Annotated in this window: 13 protein-coding genes; 4 read left to right on the forward strand and 9 right to left on the reverse strand. The window is 73.6% G+C overall.

Translation table 11 applies throughout. The annotated features are described in order from the left end of the window. The first annotated feature begins 1,025 nt into the window (after window positions 1–1,025). Together AC5L38_RS03515 and AC5L38_RS03520 are read left to right on the forward strand one after the other, a co-directional pair. The gene (locus AC5L38_RS03515) at window positions 1,026–2,402 is read left to right on the forward strand and encodes an SWIM zinc finger family protein (protein WP_495241273.1); all 1,377 of its coding nucleotides are present in this window, start codon (window positions 1,026–1,028) and stop codon (window positions 2,400–2,402) included. After that, window positions 2,399–5,515, forward strand: a complete 3,117-nt coding sequence (locus tag AC5L38_RS03520; RefSeq protein ID WP_495241274.1) for a hypothetical protein — start codon at window positions 2,399–2,401, stop codon at window positions 5,513–5,515. Before AC5L38_RS03515 ends, AC5L38_RS03520 begins: the two co-directional genes overlap by 4 nt. On the opposite strand, the gene AC5L38_RS03525 is transcribed toward AC5L38_RS03520, so the two are convergent. The 4 genes from AC5L38_RS03525 to AC5L38_RS03540 all read right to left on the reverse strand — a co-directional run bounded on the left by AC5L38_RS03525 (window position 5,497) and on the right by AC5L38_RS03540 (window position 8,613). After that, entirely contained in the window at window positions 5,497–5,880 is a 384-nt protein-coding gene (locus tag AC5L38_RS03525) for a hypothetical protein (RefSeq protein ID WP_495241275.1), read from the reverse strand. The two genes, AC5L38_RS03520 and AC5L38_RS03525, sit on opposite strands and share 19 nt — an antisense overlap. Continuing rightward, entirely contained in the window at window positions 5,873–6,268 is a 396-nt protein-coding gene (locus AC5L38_RS03530; RefSeq protein WP_495241276.1) for a DUF1622 domain-containing protein, read from the reverse strand. Before AC5L38_RS03530 ends, AC5L38_RS03525 begins: the two co-directional genes overlap by 8 nt. Window positions 6,269–6,412: 144 nt before the next feature. After that, on the reverse strand, window positions 6,413–7,534 hold the full coding sequence (locus AC5L38_RS03535; protein WP_495241277.1) for a DUF5925 domain-containing protein: 1,122 nt from the start codon (window positions 7,532–7,534) through the stop codon (window positions 6,413–6,415). 140 nt (window positions 7,535–7,674) lie between these two features. After that, on the reverse strand, window positions 7,675–8,613 hold the full coding sequence (locus tag AC5L38_RS03540; RefSeq protein ID WP_495241278.1) for a LysR family transcriptional regulator: 939 nt from the start codon (window positions 8,611–8,613) through the stop codon (window positions 7,675–7,677). A 70-nt stretch (window positions 8,614–8,683) separates the two neighbouring features. Between AC5L38_RS03540 and AC5L38_RS03545 the strand changes: the two genes are divergently transcribed. Then, a complete protein-coding gene (locus AC5L38_RS03545) occupies window positions 8,684–9,643 on the forward strand; it encodes a DMT family transporter (RefSeq protein WP_495241279.1) in 960 nt (319 codons plus the stop codon). Here the strand turns inward: AC5L38_RS03545 and AC5L38_RS03550 are convergent. Further along, a complete protein-coding gene (locus tag AC5L38_RS03550; protein WP_495241280.1) occupies window positions 9,609–11,078 on the reverse strand; it encodes a serine/threonine-protein kinase in 1,470 nt (489 codons plus the stop codon). The genes AC5L38_RS03545 and AC5L38_RS03550 overlap by 35 nt on opposite strands. A gap of 225 nt (window positions 11,079–11,303) precedes the next feature. Here AC5L38_RS03550 and AC5L38_RS03555 point away from each other — a divergent pair, with 225 nt between their 5' ends. After that, window positions 11,304–12,071 carry a peptidoglycan recognition protein family protein gene (locus AC5L38_RS03555; protein ID WP_495241281.1) on the forward strand — a complete coding sequence of 256 codons (768 nt, stop codon included), beginning with the start codon at window positions 11,304–11,306 and terminating at the stop codon, window positions 12,069–12,071. Window positions 12,072–12,171: 100 nt separating this feature from the next. On the opposite strand, the gene AC5L38_RS03560 is transcribed toward AC5L38_RS03555, so the two are convergent. Genes AC5L38_RS03560 through AC5L38_RS03575 form a run of 4 tightly spaced genes read right to left on the reverse strand, consistent with a single transcriptional unit; the run spans window position 12,172 to window position 17,626 of the window. After that, on the reverse strand, window positions 12,172–13,158 hold the full coding sequence (locus AC5L38_RS03560; RefSeq protein ID WP_495241282.1) for an ABC transporter ATP-binding protein: 987 nt from the start codon (window positions 13,156–13,158) through the stop codon (window positions 12,172–12,174). After that, window positions 13,148–15,058 (reverse strand): dipeptide/oligopeptide/nickel ABC transporter permease/ATP-binding protein, encoded by a 1,911-nt coding sequence (locus AC5L38_RS03565; RefSeq protein ID WP_495241283.1) that lies wholly within the window; start codon window positions 15,056–15,058, stop codon window positions 13,148–13,150. Before AC5L38_RS03565 ends, AC5L38_RS03560 begins: the two co-directional genes overlap by 11 nt. Then, entirely contained in the window at window positions 15,051–15,986 is a 936-nt protein-coding gene (locus AC5L38_RS03570; RefSeq protein WP_495241284.1) for an ABC transporter permease, read from the reverse strand. Before AC5L38_RS03570 ends, AC5L38_RS03565 begins: the two co-directional genes overlap by 8 nt. Continuing rightward, complete coding sequence (locus AC5L38_RS03575; RefSeq protein WP_495241285.1) at window positions 15,983–17,626, reverse strand: ABC transporter substrate-binding protein; 1,644 nt, start codon at window positions 17,624–17,626, stop codon at window positions 15,983–15,985. Before AC5L38_RS03575 ends, AC5L38_RS03570 begins: the two co-directional genes overlap by 4 nt. Between the last annotated feature and the right edge of the window lie 57 nt (window positions 17,627–17,683).

Raw genomic sequence — 17,683 nt, forward strand, 5'->3', positions numbered from 1 at the left:
CCGAACTCCGACGTCTCCACGTCATTGGGAAATGCTTCCCGCTCACGAGGGATTAAAAACGACGGTGACGCCGATGTTCCTAGGCGCCTTGTATGCCGAGATCTGTCGGTTGCCCCGGCGGGTTTTCCTGAAGGGGTATCAGAGTGCTTTGGAGTTTCATGACCTCCGGGTGGTTTCCGGCCTCGCCGCCCGGAAAAAAATCGACTTACGCCACTTGGGGTCACTCCGGTCCGTCGCCCCACTGCCGTTCGTTTCCCGGGCGCCGTCGCGCCGGGCGCGGTGCCCTCCCGCCGCCGTCCCTCCGGAGAGCCGGGCGTGTCCTTCGTTCCGTTTTCGCTGCTCACGGTGTTCGCCGAGGTGGGAGGGCGGAGGGGCGCCGGGGCCGGAGAGGCGGGGCGGGGCGGTTCCGGGCGCGTCGCCCCTGGCGCTCGGCGGACAATTCGCGCATGCCGGATGTCCGCCACCGAACACGTTCCGGGATTCCGGCGGACAAATGACTTCTCCGCCCCGGAATGCGTGTCACCGGCCCACGGGTTTGCCGGTGCCCGGCGCCGGGCGTCTTCGAAGGGGCCCGGCGGTAGGCGGCCGATCACAATGGGTGCGGTCTCGACACTCCGAGGTAAGGCAAGACTCGCCTTGCGGACCGTATGATTCCGGGCGTCCCGCATTGTGGAGGAGGGCGGGCGGCGGGGTGCCGTTTGGCCCGGGACCGCCATTGGCCCGTTCCATCGTCCGCCCGGATCAATCAACCGGCGTTCCCCGAATTGTTCGCGAGCCGCCGGGAGGCATCGGATAGGAGTATTGACCGGATCGGGCGTCCACCCCGGCCCCGGACCCGGGCCACCAGGCTTCCTGGGCCCCTGAACCCGGCTCTCCCGGGCTCCGGCGTCCCCGGATCCCGCGTTCCCGGATCCGCCCGCCAGCCCCGGCGGCCACCGCTTCCGGAGCCCTCGAAAGCCGGTGGTCGTACGCCGGCCGTGCGGTCGTGATCGGATTTGTCGGTCGTGATCTCTACCGTCCGGCCCATGACAAGTGCAGTGCAGGCCTACTCCTACGCCGGCCCCTCCACGCTCTCCGACGGACACCTGGGACTGTCGACGTCCGGAGGCCGGACCACGACGGGCTTCCTCGACCATCCCCGGTTCTTCAGCGGGCTGCTCACCCAGGCCGCGCCGGCCGCGACCGGACTGCTCGCGGTCGCCGACGTGGCGCTGGCCCGCTACCACCGGCCGCAGCCGGGGTTCACCCGCGACCCGGTGGTGACCTGCGGCGGCGACCGCCTCAGGTTCGAGTCGTTCTCCGCCTGCGGCGGCGTCTACGCCCGGCTGGACGTGCTGGGCCCCGCCCTCGACGGCGAGGTCTTCGACCGGGGCACCACCAACGTGGACGTCAACAACCCGCTGCGCGAGGCGCTGGCCAGGGTCGGCGGCCGTGACCCGCTGCACGTCGGGGTCGGTCCCGACGAGCTCACCGTGACCACCCTGGACGGCGCGGTCGTGGAGAAGAAGGTGCCGCTGCCCGACCGGTGGCTGCGCGGTTTCGCGGAGGTCCAGGTGATCGCCTCCGGGTTCGACCTGCGCGCCGAGCTCGCCGGGCCGCAGGCCGTCAGGTTCCTGCGCGGCCTGCCGAAGCGGGCGGCGGCCGAGGTGTGGGCGGTCCCCGCGGGCAGGGAGCTGCGGCTCTCGGACCGGGCCGTGCCGGGCGGGGTCCATCTGGCCGGGGTCGGCAGGCTGGCGACGATGATGCCGTCGCTGCGCTTCGCCAAGGCCCTGCGCGTGTACGGGCCGGCGGACGGCTCGGGGTCGAGCGCCTGGGAGCTGGAACTGCCGGGCATGCGCTACACGCTGGTCCTGTCCCCGCAGGCCTGGCGCGGTTTCTCCGGGGAGGGCGCCGTCCTGGCGGACCTCTCCTCGGACGTGGTGGCCGGTGACGCCGACCTGGTCGGCATCCTGCTCGACTTCGAGCCCACCCTGGAACTCGGCGTGCTCGCCGAGCGCTCCGGGCTCGCGCCGGAGCGGGTCCGGGCCTCGCTCACCCAGCTGGGCACGGCGGGCCGGGTCGGCTACGACCTCTTCGAGGCCGCGCACTTCCACCGAGAGCTGCCCTACCACCGCGACCACGTCGCGGCGCTCAACCCCAGGCTCGGCTCCGCCCGCGCCCTGATCGCCTCGGGTGCCGTACGGCTGACCGGCCCCGATTCGGCCGAGGTGACCACCGACGGCGGCGTACGCCTGGTGCGGATGGCGGAGGGGTCGTGCGACTGCCCGTGGTGGTACGACCACCGGGGCTCGCGCGGCCCCTGCAAGCACGTGCTCGCCGCCCGGATGGCCGCCGGCGCCGCCGACGCCCCCGCCGGCTCCCCGGCGGCACCGGCCCCCCTCACCCGGGAGGACTCCCGATGACGGTCTGGGACGAGGTCCGCCACCTCATCGAGAACGGCGGCCTCGACGAGCTCGCGACCCGGGTTGCGGGTCTCGGCGACGCGGAGCGCAGGGAGGTCGCCAGGGAACTGCCCGGCTACCTCAGGCCGGCGCGGCGCGAGGCGGGGGCCTTCGACTCGTGGCAGTGGCGGGGCGTACGGGCCGAGCACCTGCGGGTGGCGGGCGCCGGCTCGCTCGGCGGCGCGGCGGCCGCGGTCACCTGGCTGAACCGCCGCGAGCTCGCCATCTCCCCGTGGGAGACGCCGGCCGACACCGACGCCCTCATCAAGGTGATCTCCGCGCGGGAGCCCGCGTGGCAGGCCGACCTGGTCGCCCGGCTCGTGCTCAGGATCCGCACCGCGACCTCGCCGGACCTTCCGCTGGTGCTGACCCTGCTCCGCGGCACCGGCGTGACCCCTCCCGAGCACGACCCGCTCGTGCTGGGCTGGCTCGCCACGCCGCCCGGCGTGGACGGGCTCCGGCGGGACCCGCTCCTCGACACCCTGCTGCCGAGGATCTTCGAGGCGCAGGGCGTGGGCCGCGCCCTGCGCGAGGAGCGGAGCGACCCGCCGCGCGCCGATTCCTGGCTCGGCGTCCTGGCGGTGCTGAGCGGCGAGGGCGCCGGGAGCGGGGTGAGCCGCGAGATGCTCGTGAACGGCTGCGTCAGCCGGTTCCTGCGCGGAGGGGACGCCACCGACCTGCGGTTCTTCGTCCGCCTCCACGAGCTGCTCGAACCCACGTACGCGGAGGTGGAGGCCCGTGCCCGCGACTACCTGCGCCTGCTGCCGGCCGCGCCGGGGCCGGTCGCGGAGCTGGCGCTCAGGCACCTGCGCCGCCTCGGCCACCTCGACCCGGCCGACGTGGCCGAGGCGCTGGAGGGCCTGCTGTTTCGCGCCGAGAGCGGGCTGGTGCGCACCGGACTGACCTGGCTCGACCAGACCCTGCGGCAGTCGCCGGAACGGGCCGACGAGCTGGCCCCGGCCCTCGCCTCCGCGTTCGGCCACGAGACGTACGCCGTGCGGGAACGTTCCGTGCGTCTCGCGGTCAAGCACGCGGCGCACCTCACCCCGCTCGGCGCCGAGACGCTGCGCGCGGCGCTTGGCGTGCTCCCGCCGGATCTGGGGCGTCTCCTGGCCGCGGCGGTCGGCGGGGAGGCGGGGCCCGAGTGGGAGGAGCCGGAGGTCCCCGTCCCGCCGCCGCTCACCCCGCCCGATCCCGCCGGGGCCTTCCCCGACCCGCCGGGCACGGTCGACGAGCTGGTCCGCGCGTTCTCGTCCCGCGACTGGCAGGAGGCCGAGCGGTGGCTCGCGGGCTTCGTCCGGTTCGCGGCGGAGGACCGCGAGGCGCTGCGCGCCGCGCTCGCCAGGAGCGACCACCGGGCCCACGGCCTCTACGAGAGCCAGGAGTGGCACGCGCCCCACGACTGGTTCGCCGCGATGGCCGCGGAACTCCTCTTCCCGGGCTCCGACCCCGGACCGGCGGTCAAAAAGGCTCCGGAGTTCTCGGAGGGGTGGGCTTCGGGGAGCATCAGGATCGAGGCGAGGGAGGAGGACAACGGGGAGATGTCCTTCGGCGCGTTTCTCGCCGGGGCTCGCGACCACTTCATGCGTCTCATCGTCGGATACGACAGGGGCGGCTGGACGTCCGAGCCGAGCGTGCCGGCGGTGGGCCGGTCGGACGCCGTCGGGTTCGAGAACGCTCACCCGCCGTTCAGGACCGGGAGGGGGCTCACGGATCCGGGCGGTGGCGAGGGCGAGGAGGTCGTGACGATCCTGGAGACGGGGGATTCCGGCGAAACGGGGCCGGCGGGCTTCTTCGGGTGGTCCGGCCACGGCGGGTGGTCCGGGCACGATGGGTCGGCCGGGCACGGCGGGTCGGTCGGCCACGGCGGGTCGGTCGGCCACGGTGGGTCGGTCGGCCACGGTGGGTCGGTTGGACACGATGGGTTGACCGGGCACAGCGGGTCGGCCGGGCACGGCGCTTCCGGGGGGACCAGGCCCGACCGGCTCCCCGGCGAGTACAAGCTCTCCGTGCCGCACCGGTTCGTGCTCCGGCGGTGCGCGGAGTTGCTCGCCGCGCTCAAGGCGGGCACGCTGCCGCCGGTCCTGCTCGCGACCCCGACCGCCGCCACCGGCCACCTCGACCCCGCCGCGTTCCTCGCCCGCCTGGAGGCGGTCGAGGCCACCGGGACCGAGCCGTTGCCCGCCGACTTCCAGCAGGCGCTGCTGCGGCTGCCGGGAACCGCGGATCCCGAGGTGGTCGCCCGGGCCGGGCGGCTCACCTCCGAGGCCGGGCGCCGCGCGGCGCGATGGCTGGCGGAGGGGCCGGTCGAGCCGGAGGCGCGCGTCCGCTGGAGGTTCACCGAGAACGGGAACCCGCGCCACACCGACGAGGGCGAACCGCCCCCGGGCGCCGGCCTGACCCCCGTCCCCTGGGTGCGGGCCGACCCGACCGGCCTGCCCCTCGTCGACGAGCTGATCGGCGAGGTGCCGTACCACGACTGGGACGGGCACGGCTGGTACATGGGCTGGTGGCCGGCCGTCCTGCCCTCGCACCGGGAGGTGGTCGCCGCCCACTACCTCCCGCACCTGCTCCACATCTACTACCGGCCCACGGTCCAGCCGGAACACGCCGAGGCGCTCGCCGCCTGCGACGGGCCGGCCGGCGAGCACACCGCGCTGCTGCTCGCCTTCTTCCTGGCCCAGCGGAACCCGGTGGACGGCGTGCGGCTCACCGTACGGATGGCGGCGCGCGGGGACCTGCCCGCGGAAGCGCTCGGCGCGCAGCTCGCCCTGCTCACGGAGCGGACCTGGGTGAAGCTGCCGCACGCGGTGGCCGGGCTCGAAGAGGCGGCCAGGCAGGGCGCCCACCGGGAGGTCTGGGAGGTGATCCGGGCGGCACTGCCGCACGTGCTGCCGGGGAAGGGGGAGAGGCCGCGTCCGGGCGCGACCGACCTCGTCACCCTGGGCGTCGAGGTGGCCCGCTGGGTCGGGGCGCGCGGGGAGATCCCCGGCCTCGCCCCGTCGTCACGCCGCTCCTCGTCGGGGTTCGGCCGCCAGTGCCGCCGCCTGCACGACTATCTCGTACGGTCCTGATCCGGCCCGTCCGGGGTGGAGGCGGGGCGGCGGCCGGGCGGGCGCCGTCCCGCCGCGTGCCGGGAGAACCCGTGCCAGAAGGTTCCGTGCCAGAAGGTTCCGTGCCGGGAGAACCCGTGCCGGGAGAACCCGTGCTGGGAGAACCCGGCGACGGCGATCTTGCGGATCAGCACCGTGAGCGCCGCTGTGATGATCGCCGCCCAGGTCTGGGCCTGGGAGAGGCGCAGGAGCCCGGCCGCGAGGAGGAAGTCGAGCAGCACCGCCAGGGCGCCGCCGGGACCGCCGCCGGAGAGCAGGACGGCGAGCGCGGCGGCCAGTCCCATGACGACGATCAGGGGGACGAGCGCCCGGACGAGGTCATCCATTCCCGCCCGGGGCCGGCGGCGAGTCGTCTCCGTTCGCGGCGTTCATCGTGCGCCCCTCCCGCTCGATCTCCCTGTTCAGAAAGAAGTTCAGGGCGGTGCGGATGGCCGCGATCGCCGCGAGCTGCCCGATCTGCGTGAAGCTCGGCGCGATGGCCGTGCGCAGCACGTCACTGGCCAGCTGGAACTCCAGGCCGAGGGCGAGGAACCGCCCCAGGAACAGCCGTACGGCGATGAACCCGTCGTCGTGCCGCCGTACGGCCACCAGCACGAACCGCACGAACGCGATCGCGGCGCCGACGAAGATGACGGCGGCCCCGGCCGCCTCGACGAGGCGGACCAGGAGGTCGACGAGCTGCCGGAGGGTCTCCTCCGGTAGAAGATCGGGCATGCGCTGCTGTTACCCGGTGACCTCCCGCCCATGCGCCCGCCGGGCGTCGCGCGGTCCGCGCAGTGCCCGCGCAGTGCCCGCGCAGTGCCCGCGCAGTGCCCGCGCAGTGCCCGTGCCGTGCCGGTGTGGTCCTGTCCGAGGTGGTCAGAGGTAGAGGCCGGTGTTCTCCGGCGCGGCCGGAGTGCCGCTGAGGACGCCGTCGCGGAGGGCGAAGAGCTCGGCGAGGGTCGCGCCCGAGGGGGAGAGCCCCTCGGCGGTGCCGAGCCAGCGGGCGGCCTCGTCGTGGGGGAAGGGGCCGACCTCGATCTGGGCGAGGCAGCGGCCGGGGCGGGTGACGGCGGGGTGGAGGTGGGCGAGGGCCTCGTTGGTGGTGATGGCCACCAGGACGTCACGGCCCTGCCCCAGGAGGCCGTCGGTCAGGTTGAGCAGGCGCGACAGGCCCTGCCCGGTGGCCGCCTTGGCGCCGGACCCGATCAGCTCGTCGCAGTCCTCCAGCACCAGGAGCCGCCACCGCTCACCGCCCCCGTCGCCCTCGTGGTCGTCGGAGCCGACCGCGACCTCCATCAGGTAGCCGGGGGACTGGAACAGCTGCTCGGGATCCAGCACGCAGTCGACCTGGCACCACGACCGCCACTCGTGGGCGAGCGTGCGCAGCAGCGTCGTCTTGCCGGTGCCCGGCGGGCCGTGCAGCAGGATCAGCCGGCCGTGCGCCTCGGCGGGGGTGACGGACATCAGCCGCGACAGCGGCTCGCTGACCGCCCTGGCGTAGTTTCCGGAGATCTCCGCCCAGGGGGAGGCGGTGATCGGCTTCTCCGAGCGGCGGCTGCCCCGGGGGCTCTGCCACCAGAAGCCCATCTCGACGTGGTCGCTCTCGGGGGCGGGCTCCTCGGCGTTTCTGGTGGCCTCCTCGATCACCGAGCGGGCCAGCTCCTCGTCGACCGCGGTCACGCTGATCGTGGCGGCGCGGTTGCGGTAGCGGACCACGCGCAGCGTCCAGCCCTCCCCGCACAGCAGCCGCGAGTCGCGGCCGTCCTTCTCCGAGGCGGCCCGGACGAGCGTCCCCGAGGCGGGGGCGAGAGGGGCGTCGGGACGGACCCGCTCCAGGCTCGCGGTGCGCGACCAGGGCTGGGCCCCGGTGGCGAACGGCGACAGCGCGAGCGCGTCGATCACGTCCACCGCCGCGTCGCCGTCATCGAGCCAGATCTTCATCGGCAGCTCCACCGGGCGCGGCTCCGGCTGGAAGTGGACCTCCTTGAGTACGGACATGGCGCCAATGATCCTCGCGTGACGCCCGCCGGTCGAAGGGTTTTAGCCCGGGCAGGCGGGCCTGGGCCCTCCGGGGCGGCGGGCTCGGAGGTTCGGGAAATCCAGGGTGGCGTGGCTCGGGGGAACGGGAGCGGCAGGGCTCAGGGAAGCGGGAGCGGCGCGGGGGCTTCAAGGACCCCAGGGGCCTCGGAAACCAAGGAAGCCTTGGAAACCTCGGGGGCCTCGGGGGTGGCGCGGAGCAGGGCGTCGACCAGAGGGCTCGGCGGGCGGGTCAGCGGGCCGGTGAGGACGAGGGCGCGTTCCAGGGACGGCCTCAGCGGGACCATGACGAGCCCCGGAGGCAGCAGGCCGCGGCCGAGGTCGGGAACCGTCGAGACGCCGATGCCCGCGGCGATCATCCCGATGAGCGTGCCGAGCTCGCGTACGTGCTGGGCGGGTGTGTAGGGGACGCCCGCCATGGAGCACAGGGCGCGGGTCTGGGGCTCGCAGCCCCCCTTGGAGACCAGCAGCGGATCCTCCACCAGCTCGGCCATCGTGATGTGCGCCTGACCGGCCAGCGGGTGGTCGGCGCGGACCACCGCGTGGAAGGCGTCGCGGCCCACCACCACGTGCGCCGGGGGCGGGGGGACCGGGTCGACGAGGATCGCGGCGTCGACGACCCCCGTCTCCAGCCAGGGCGACAGCTCGTCGTCGTCACCCTCGAAGACCTGCACCTCGACGCCGGGGAGCTCGGCCCGCCACGTCCGCATGAGCTGGGGCAGCAGCCCGCAGCAGACCGTGGGCGGGGCGGCGACCCGGACCGTCCCCGAGTGCTGTCCCAGGTGCGCGGAGACGACCTCGTCGATGGCCGTGACCGAGGCGAGCGCGGCCTGGGCGTGCGGCAGGATCGCCGCGCCCAGCGCGGTGGGGCGCACGCTCCCGTGCCGCAGCACCAGCGGGGCGCCGAGGGCGCGCTCCAGGGCGGCGAGCGCGTGGGAGACCGCCGACTGGGACATGCCCAGCTCCTCGGCGGCCACCCCGAAGCCGCCGTTCGCGATCACGGCGGTGAAGACCCGGAGTTGCGCGACCGTCGCACTCATGAGGACATCTCATCACATCCGACGGGCAACTCATTGGACGCATGATCTGGGCGGTGACGAGACTGTCCCCGTGACCCGTGAAGCAACCGTCTCCCCGTCCCCGCCGGCGACCGGCGCCGCGCCGTACTCCGCGGGCCGCTCCGTCCTCGCCCAGTACCTCGCCCTGGCCCTGACGTGGGGAGCCAGCTTCCTGTTCATCAAGGTGGCGCTCACCGGCCTGTCGCCCGCCCAGACGGTGCTGGGACGCCTCGTGCTGGGGGCGCTCGCCCTCACCGTGATCATGCTGGTCACCCGCCGGAGGTGGCCGAGGCATCCGGTGTTCTGGGCGCACATGGCGGTGATCGCCCTGATGTTGTGCGTGGTGCCGTTCCTGCTGTTCGCCTGGGCCGGGCAGTACATCCCCTCGGGGCTCTCCAGCATCCTGAACGCGACCACGCCCCTGATGACGATGCTCGTGACCCTGGCCGCGCTCCGGCAGGAGCGCCTGGGCGCGGCGGGGGTGTCCGGCCTGCTGCTGGGCGCCGCCGGTGTCGTCGTCGTGCTGGCCCCGTGGAACCTGGGCGCGCAGACCGGCCCGTGGTGGGCGCAGGCCGCCTGCCTGGGGGCGACGTTCTGCTACGGGCTCTCCTTCGCCTACACGCGGCGCTTCGTCCTGGCGTACGGCCACGACGCCCCCACCATCGCCGCCGCCCAGGTCGGCGTCGCCGCCCTGATCATGCTCGCGCTGAGCCCGCTGCTGGCCGCCGGTCCGGTACGCCTGGATCCTCCCGTCGTGGCGAGCATGGCCGTCCTGGGCGTCTTCGGCACGGGTCTGGCCTACGTGTGGAACACCTCGGTCATCGCCCGCTGGGGGGCGGCGACCGCCTCGACGGTGACCTATCTGACCCCGCTGGTGGGGGTCGTGCTCGGGGTGGTCGTCCTGGGCGAGGCACTGACGTGGAACCAGCCCCTGGGGGCGGTGATCGTCGTCGTCGGCATCATGACCGGGCAGGGCGTCATCGGTTCCTGGTCAGGTCGCCGGTCTCGGTGACCAGTTCGGGGCCGGGGACGTCCTTCCAGGTGTAGGTCAGGGCCTCGCCCTTGCGCCTGAGCCACACGGTGCCGGGGACGCAGCCGGTGCCGGAGCCGAGGGTGAAGGTCAGCTCGTCGGCGGTGACCTCGGTCAGGGCGATCCGTCCCCTGCAGCCGCTGTCCGGTTCCGCCCACTCGGCTCCGTCGTCGCCCTTTTTGAGGGTGACCTCGATCCGCTTCGCGCCCGAGGAGAGCGGGTTGGTGGAGGTGACGCCGTCGCCGGCCCACGCTCCCGCGAAGGAGGCGGGGATCTCCTCCCCGCCTCCCTCCGTGTCGGAAGGCTTCGGAGTGGAGGGGGCGTCGCTCCCGGACGGCGACGGCGGCGACGCCGACGAGGACGACGAGGGTGACGAAGGCGAGGGCGAAGGTGTCGGGCGGTCGGTGTCGCCGACGACGGTCTCGGGGGTGCCCAGCACGAGCCAGGCGGCGATCCCCCCGGCGACCAGCAGGGAGACCGTGACGAGGACCGCGCCGACGACGACCCCCCGGGAGCCGCGCCGAGGCTCCTGGGTGGTGAGCGCCGACCGTCCCGGAGGGGCGGCGATCCGGCTGCCGATCCTGGCCAGGTCCTCGGTGGAAGGGGCACCGGGCTCTCCGGCCGCGCGCGGGTCGACGAGGCCGATCATCAGCGCGCGGGCCGTCGGGCGGCGGGCGGGATCCTTGTCCAGGCAGGAGGCGATCAGCCCCCTGAACGCGGGCGGCAGGGCCGACAGGTCCGGCTGGTGGCTGACGATCCGGTTCAGCACGGCCGGCACGGTGTCGGCGCCGAAGGGGGACCTGCCGCTCGCCGCGCAGAGCATGGTGGCCGCCCAGCCGAACACGTCGGAGGCGGGCGAGGCGGGAGCCCCGTTGATCTGCTCGGGGGACAGGTAGGCGGGGGTGCCGATCAGGCCCGAGGCGGTCGTGGCCGCGCTCTCCGCCCTGGCGATGCCGAAGTCGACCACCCGGGGGCCGTCGGGGCCGAGCAGCACGTTGGCGGGCTTGAAGTCGCGGTGCACCACCCCGGCGGCGTGGATGGCCGCCAGCGCGGTCGCCGTACCGACCACCAGGCGCTCCAGCTCGCCGCCCCGCAGCGGGCCCCGCTCGCGGATCCGCTCCTCCAGCGAGGGGCCGTCGACGAACTCGCTGACCACGTACGGGAGAGGGCCGTCCACGGAGGCGGTCAGCACGCGTGCGGTGCAGAAGGGGGCGACGCTCTCCAGGGCGGACAGCTCGCGGGCGAGCCGCGCCCGCGACGCGGTGTCGCCGCGGAACAGCACCTTCACCGCCACCCGCTCGCCGCTGGGCGCGTGCGCGAGGTAGACGACGCCCTGGCCGCCCTCGCCGAGCCTCCCGGTCAGCTGGAACGCGCCGAGCCGGACCGGGTCGCCAGGGGTCAGGGGGGTCGCGACCATGGAGGCAAGGCTATCCGTCTTGTCCGTGATGAGGGGGCTCATGGGCGAACGGTTTAGGGCGTCCGGCAAAGGTTAGGAGAACGGCTGTTTCGCTGCCCGACGATCATCAGGAGCGCTTTCCCGCCACAGTGTGCCAGGGGACCAGTTGGTTCAACGGCCTCATATGGTGTCGTGCCAGCCATTACGCTCCGGTAGGGCAATATCACTCAGACAGTGGAGACGTTCGTGGCCATCGATCTCGTTACTCGCCGTGAGTGGGGTGCCCGCCAGCCGCGCGGTTCCTACGGCAAGCTCAACTCCACCAAGGGAGTGAAGGTCCACTACACGGGCGGCCAGGTCAGCCCGGACATCGTGAACGACCACGCCAAGTGTGTCGCGCTGGTGAGGTCCATCCAGAACCACCACATGGACGGCAATGGCTGGATCGATGTGGGGTATTCAATGCTGGTTTGTCCGCATCGGAAGGTCTTCGAGGGCCGGGGCGCGCACCACGTCCCGGCCGCCAACGGCGCCGGGCTCAACAGCGGCCACTACGCGGTGCTCGGCCTGGTCGGCTCCTCGGGCTTCACCAAGCCGACCGACGGCGTCCTGCACGGCATCCTGGACGCCATCGAATACCTCAGGGACAAGGGCGGCGCGGGCAAGGAGATCAAGGGACACCGCGACGGCTACTCGACCAGCTGCCCCGGCGAGCCTCTGTACGCGTGGGTCAAGCGGGGCGCCCCCCGCCCCGGCGGCGCCCCGAACCCGCCGGAGCCGCACCCCTCCTTCCCCGGCCGCACGCTCAAGCAGCCGCCGGTCATGAAGGGCGAGGACGTCCGCACCTGGCAGCGCCAGATGCGCGACCGGGGCTGGGCGATCGACGTCGACGGCCTGTACGGCCCCGGCTCAGCCGACGTCTGCAAGAAGTTCCAGAAGGAGAAGGGCCTGCCCGTCACCGGCGCCGTCGACCGCGCCACCTGGGACGCCGCCTGGCAGGAGCCCGTCAGCTGACCGCCGGCGGACCACCCGTCCGGGACGCCGTCCGGCGGGAACCCGTCAGCCGCCGCCCGTGACAGGCCCGCCACTCGACAGGTCCCCCGGCAGGAACCCCTCAGCCGGCCGCCGCCCCCTGCGGGTGGTGGCAGGCCACCCACTGGTCGGGGCCGATCCGCCGCATGACCGGCTCCTCGGCGGCGCACCTCGGCGTCGCCACCGGGCAGCGGGTCCTGAAGCGGCACCCGCTGGGCGGGGTGACCGGCGACGGGGGCTCCCCGCTGATCAGCCGGTCGGCGGGGGGGAGGTCCAGGCCGCCGCGCGGCACGGAGGCGAGCAGCGCCCGCGTGTAGGGGTGGGCGGGCCGCCCGACCAGGGTGTCGCCCGAGGCCAGCTCGCAGGTCTTGCCGAGATACATCACCAGGACGCGGTCGCTGATGTTCTTGACCACGGCCAGGTCGTGGGCGATGAACACCAGCGTCAGCCGGTAGCGCCTCTTGAGGTCCTCCAGCAGGCTCAGGATCTGGGCCTGCACCGAAACGTCGAGCGCGGAGACCGGCTCGTCGCAGATCACCACCTCGGGGTCGAGCACGAGGGCCCGTGCGATGGAGATGCGCTGGCACTGCCCGCCGGAGAACTCGTGCGGGCGCCGGGTCGCGGCGGTGGCCGGGTCGAGCCCCACCGCCTCCAGCATCTCGTCGACCCTGTCGCGGCCCGTCCCCCAGACGCGCGGCCCCTCCGCGACGATGTCGCGGACCCGCCGCCGGGGGTTGAGCGACGAGATCGGGTCCTGGAAGATCATCTGGAGTCGCCTGCGGGTCCTGCGCAGCGTCTCGCCGCGCAGGCCGGTGAGCTCCACGCCGTCCAGCCTGACCGATCCGCCGAGGGGCGCGGGCAGCTGCATCAGCGCCCGCGCGGCGGTGGACTTCCCGCAGCCCGACTCGCCCACGATGCCGAGCGTCTCCCCCCTGGCCACGTCGAAGCTCACCCCGGAGACCGCGTGCACGCGGCGCCCGCGCCCGGCGGGGAACTCCACGACGAGGTCCTCGACGCGCAGCAACACCTCCTCGGGGGGACGGAGATGGGCGCTTCCGCTACCTGCCACGGGTGTCCACCCTTTCGATGCTCGTGTCCTGGGAACCCACCCGCTCCGGGTACCAGCAGGCGTACAGGTGGCCCGGGGTCTCGGCCTCGGCCAGCGGAGGCGCCTCGGCCGCGCACCGCTCCCGCGCGTACGGGCACCGGGGGTGGAACGCGCACCCCGGCGGCAGGTCCGCCAGGTCCGGCGGGCGGCCGGGGATGAGGTGGAGCGGGTGGTGGGCGGGGTCGGTGAGCCGGGGCACCGCCCGCAGCAGGGCCTCGGTGTAGGGCATGCGGGTGCGCTCGAACAGCGCCTCCGCGGGCCCGCGCTCGACCACCTTGCCCGCGTACATGACGACGACCTCGTCCGCCCAGCGCGCCACCACGGCCAGGTCGTGGCTGACCAGCACCATGGCCATGTCGCGTTCCTCGCGCTGGCGGTGGATCAGCCGCAGCACCTGGTCCTGGACGGTGACGTCGAGGGCGGTGGTCGGCTCGTCGGCGAACAGCACGTCGGGGCCGCAGGACAGCGCCATCGCGATCGTCACCCGCTGCCGCATGCCGCCGGAGAGCTGGTGGGGGTAGCGGCGCAGCGCCCGCGCGGGCTCGGGGATGCCGACCGAGGCGAGCAGCTCGACGGCCGCCTCCCTGGCCCGCCCGCGGCTCAGGCCCAGGTGCACCCTGAGCGGCTCCATCACCTGGGTGCCCACGGTCCTGACCGGGTTGAGCGCCGTCATCGGGTCCTGGAAGACGGCTCCCAGCCGGGTGCCGAGCACCGCGCGCAGCTCCTTCGGGGACAGGGTGGTGAGGTCGCGGCCCTCCAGGCGCACCTCCCCGCCGCGCAGCACGCCCGCGCCGGGCAGCAGGCCCAGCACCGAGCGGATCAGCATGGTCTTGCCGGAGCCCGACTCGCCCACCACGGCGAGCGTGCGACCGCGCTCCAGGGTGAAGGAGACGCCGTCGACCGCCCGCACGACGCCCCGCCCGGTCACGAAGTGCGTGCGCAGGTCGCGGACCCGCAGCAGCGCTCCCTCGTCGTCGGCACCGCCTGAGGCGTCCTCCGCGACGGGCGGATCCCCGATGACCGCGGTGCCGCGCCGCGCGGGCTCCAGGCCGCTCTGCCGTACGTCGGTCAGCGCCCTGAGCCGGTCGCCGACGAGGTTGAACGACAGCACGGTCAGGAACATGACGAGCGAGGGGGCGAGCACGACGTGCGGGGCGCCGTCCATCACCGCGCGGCCCTCGTTGATCAGCCCGCCCCAGGTCGGGGTGGGCGCCTGGACCGACAGCCCGAGGAAGGCGAGGCTGCCCTCGGCCACCACGGCGATCGCCATGCCGATGAAGGCGTAGGAGGCGGCCGGCACGGCCACGTTGGGGGTGATCTCCCGCAGCAGGATCCGCCGGTCCCGCGCGCCCAGGGCGCGGGCCGCGAGCACGAACTCCCGCCCGGAGAACGACAGGGTGGCGCCGCGGATCAGCCTGGTCCAGGCGGGCACCCCCAGCACGCCCAGCACGATCAGCACGTTGGTCAGGCTCGCCCCGGCGAAGGCGACCACGGCCAGCGCGAACACCAGCGCGGGGAAGGCGAGCGCGACGTCGTTGACCGCCATGATCACGGCGTCCGTCGCCCGCCTGCGGTACCCGGCGACGATGCCGAGCGGCGCGCCGACCAGCAGGCCGAGCAGCACCGCGCCGACGCCGACGCCGAGCGAGACCCGCGCGCCGTACACGACCCTGCTGAGCACGTCGCGGCCCAGCCCGTCGGTGCCGAACGGGTGCGCGGCGCTCGGTCCCGCCTGGGGCGGGCCCGCCAGGGTCGCGTCGTAGCGCGGCAGCGGCAGCACGTCGGCGGCGAGGGCCGCGGCGAGCACCAGGGCGATCCAGGCCGCCGAGATCCAGAACCCCCGGCCCAGCCGCCTAGGCACGCCGGATCCTGGGGTCGACGGCCACGTAGACCAGGTCGACCGCGAAGTTGACCAGCACGTAGCCGATGGAGATGAGCACGACGCCTCCCTGCACTGTCAGGTAGTCGCGGGAGAAGATGGACTCGACGATGAGCCGCCCGACGCCGGGCAGCCCGAAGAGCGTCTCGATGATCACCGTTCCGCCGATGAGCGCGCCGAGGTTGAGCCCGACGGCGGTGACCAGGGAGATCGCGGACGGCCGCAGCGCGTGCCGCCACAGGATGCGCCGGGGCGACAGGCCCCGCGCGCGGGCCAGGGTGATGTAGTCCTCCTGGAGGGTGGCGATGAGGTCGGTCCGCAGCAGCCGCGCGTAGACGGCCATCTGCCCGCAGCCCAGGGTGACGGCGGGCAGCAGCACCGAGGTGAGGTTCCAGCCCAGGTCGAGCGAGATCGGGGTCCAGCCGGTCGCGGGAAGCAGCCGCAGCTCGACGGCGAACACCAGGATCAGCACCACGCCCAGGACGAACACCGGTGTCGACAGCAGGGCGAAGCTCAGCGTGGTGAGCGCCTGGTCGAGCGCCCGGCCCGCCCGGCGGGCCGCCGCGACCCCGACGGGCACGGCGAGCCCGAGCGCGATCAGCTGCGCGGCCACCAGCAGTTCCAGGGTGACGGGCAGCCGCTCGGCGAGGGCCTCGGCGACCGGGACGCTCGTGATGGGGGAGGTCCCCATGTCGCCGGTGACCAGGCCGCCGAGCCAGTCCAGGTAGCGGACCATCAGCGGGTCGTCGAGGTTCAGCTCCGCGCGGAGCCGCTCCCGGGCCTCCTCGCTCGCCGACAGGCCCAGGATCTGCGTGGTCGGGTCGCCCGGCAGCAGGTTGAGCAGCGCGTACGACAGGAAGGTGACGACGAGCAGTACCAGCGCCAGCCGGGCCGCCCGTACCAGGATCACGGGTTGCCGACCCAGACCTGCGAGAACGGGTGGTAGGGGATGGGCGCGCCGGTCAGCGGCACGCCCTTGTCGCCGTCGGGCAGGAGATGTTCGCCGATCCCGCCGACCCTGTTCTTCGCGATGACCGCTCCGGTGCTGAGGTGGTCGACGAAGACGTACGGGACGAGCTCGCGCAATCGCTGCTGGACGGTGGCGTAGGCCTGCTTGCGGACGTCGTCCTGGGGGTTGCTCCGGCCGGTGTCGAGGGCCTGGCTGAGCCGCAGGTCCTTGAGGCGGCTGAAGTTCAGCGAGACGCTCCCGACGGGCCGGGCGTAGTTCTGGTGCATCCAGACGTACTCGCCGTCGGGGTCGGAGGCGGAGAACTGCGTCCACACGGTGGCCTGGAAGTCGCCGGTCACGGCCCGGTTCACCAGGTCGGCCTGGTCGACCTGCCTGATCCGCACCTCCACCCCGGCCTTGCGCCACATGTCCTGCGCCAGCTCGATGCCCTGCATGGTGTTGGGGTCGGGCGGTGTGATCACCTCGAAGGAGATCTGCCCCTTCTCGGCCTCGACCTCGCCGACCAGGGCCTTCGCCTTCTCAAGGTCGTAGGCGGGGTAGTCGCCTCCGGGGGCGTACCAGCCGGAGTCCTTCGTCCAAGGGCCGTCGGCCTCCTCGGTGAGCCCGCCGCGCAGGGTGGAGATGACCGCCGCCCGGTCGGTGGCGTGGGCCAGCGCCCGGCGCAGGCGCAGGTCGTCGAAGGGCGGCGCGGCGGTGTTCAGCATGAACATGTACTCGGGCACCGACATGCCCGCGGCCCGCTTGACCGTGTACGTGTCCTTGAGCGCGCCGAACTTGAGGATGTCGTCGTCTCGGGTGGTGCCCATCGCGTCGATCCCGCCCGCCTCCAGGGTCTGCGCCCGGGTCTGGGTGTCGGGCAGGACGCGGAACTCGACCTCGTCGAGGTAGGGAAGTCCCTTGCGCCAGTAGGAGGGGTTCCTGGTGACGACCATGCGGCTGCCCGGCGTGTACTCCTTGAAGACGAACGCCCCGGTCCCCACTGGTTTGCGGCTGGCCGCCTCGGGATCGGCCAGGGAGGAGGCGGGGACCACCATCCCGATCTGCGTGGCGAGGTGGTAGGGGAAGGCCACCCAGGGGCCCGTCAGCTTCACCTTCACGGTCATGGGGTCGACCAGCTCGAAGGAGCCGACCGGCGTGAGCGCCGCGCTGGTCAGCGGGGACGCCTTCTGCGCCTCGAGGTTGGCCTTGACCGTCTTGCCGTCCAGGGGCTCGCCGGTGGAGAAGGTGATCCCGGGGCGCACCTTGATCGTCCACTCGTCGGCGTTCCTGCTGGGGGTCAGAGACTCGGCCAGCACGGGTTTCCACTCGCCGGAGGCGCTCACGCCGACCAGGGTTTCGATGATCGTCCCGGCCATGCTGTAGCTCACGGCCGCGAACTGGTCGGTGACGGGGTTGAAGCCCGCCGCGTCGGCGCCCAGGCCGTAGACCAGGCGCCCGCCCCGCGCCGGCGAGGCCCCCGCGGGGGCCGCCGCCCGGTCCGAGGGCGCGACGGGCCGCTCGCCGCTGCACGCGGCCAGCGCCGGCGAGAGCCCCAGCGCCAGCGCGGTGAGCAACGCCGTGGAAACCGTCAGACGCTTCACGTATGTCTCCTCCCGGTAGATCCCCCCGAGAGCAATTTCACCGATAGTACTATCGGC

Source organism: Streptosporangium nanhuense (assembly GCF_059358815.1).

What these genes read in the sequence shown, in the direction of transcription:
- AC5L38_RS03515 (WP_495241273.1), top strand. Translation starts at nt 1,026, where the DNA reads ATGACAAGTGCAGTGCAGGCCTACTCCTACGCCGGCCCCTCCACGCTC.
- AC5L38_RS03520 (WP_495241274.1), top strand. Translation starts at nt 2,399, where the DNA reads ATGACGGTCTGGGACGAGGTCCGCCACCTCATCGAGAACGGCGGCCTC.
- AC5L38_RS03525 (WP_495241275.1), bottom strand. Translation starts at nt 5,880, where the DNA reads ATGGATGACCTCGTCCGGGCGCTCGTCCCCCTGATCGTCGTCATGGGA.
- AC5L38_RS03530 (WP_495241276.1), bottom strand. Translation starts at nt 6,268, where the DNA reads ATGCCCGATCTTCTACCGGAGGAGACCCTCCGGCAGCTCGTCGACCTC.
- AC5L38_RS03535 (WP_495241277.1), bottom strand. Translation starts at nt 7,534, where the DNA reads ATGTCCGTACTCAAGGAGGTCCACTTCCAGCCGGAGCCGCGCCCGGTG.
- AC5L38_RS03540 (WP_495241278.1), bottom strand. Translation starts at nt 8,613, where the DNA reads ATGAGTGCGACGGTCGCGCAACTCCGGGTCTTCACCGCCGTGATCGCG.
- AC5L38_RS03550 (WP_495241280.1), bottom strand. Translation starts at nt 11,078, where the DNA reads ATGGTCGCGACCCCCCTGACCCCTGGCGACCCGGTCCGGCTCGGCGCG.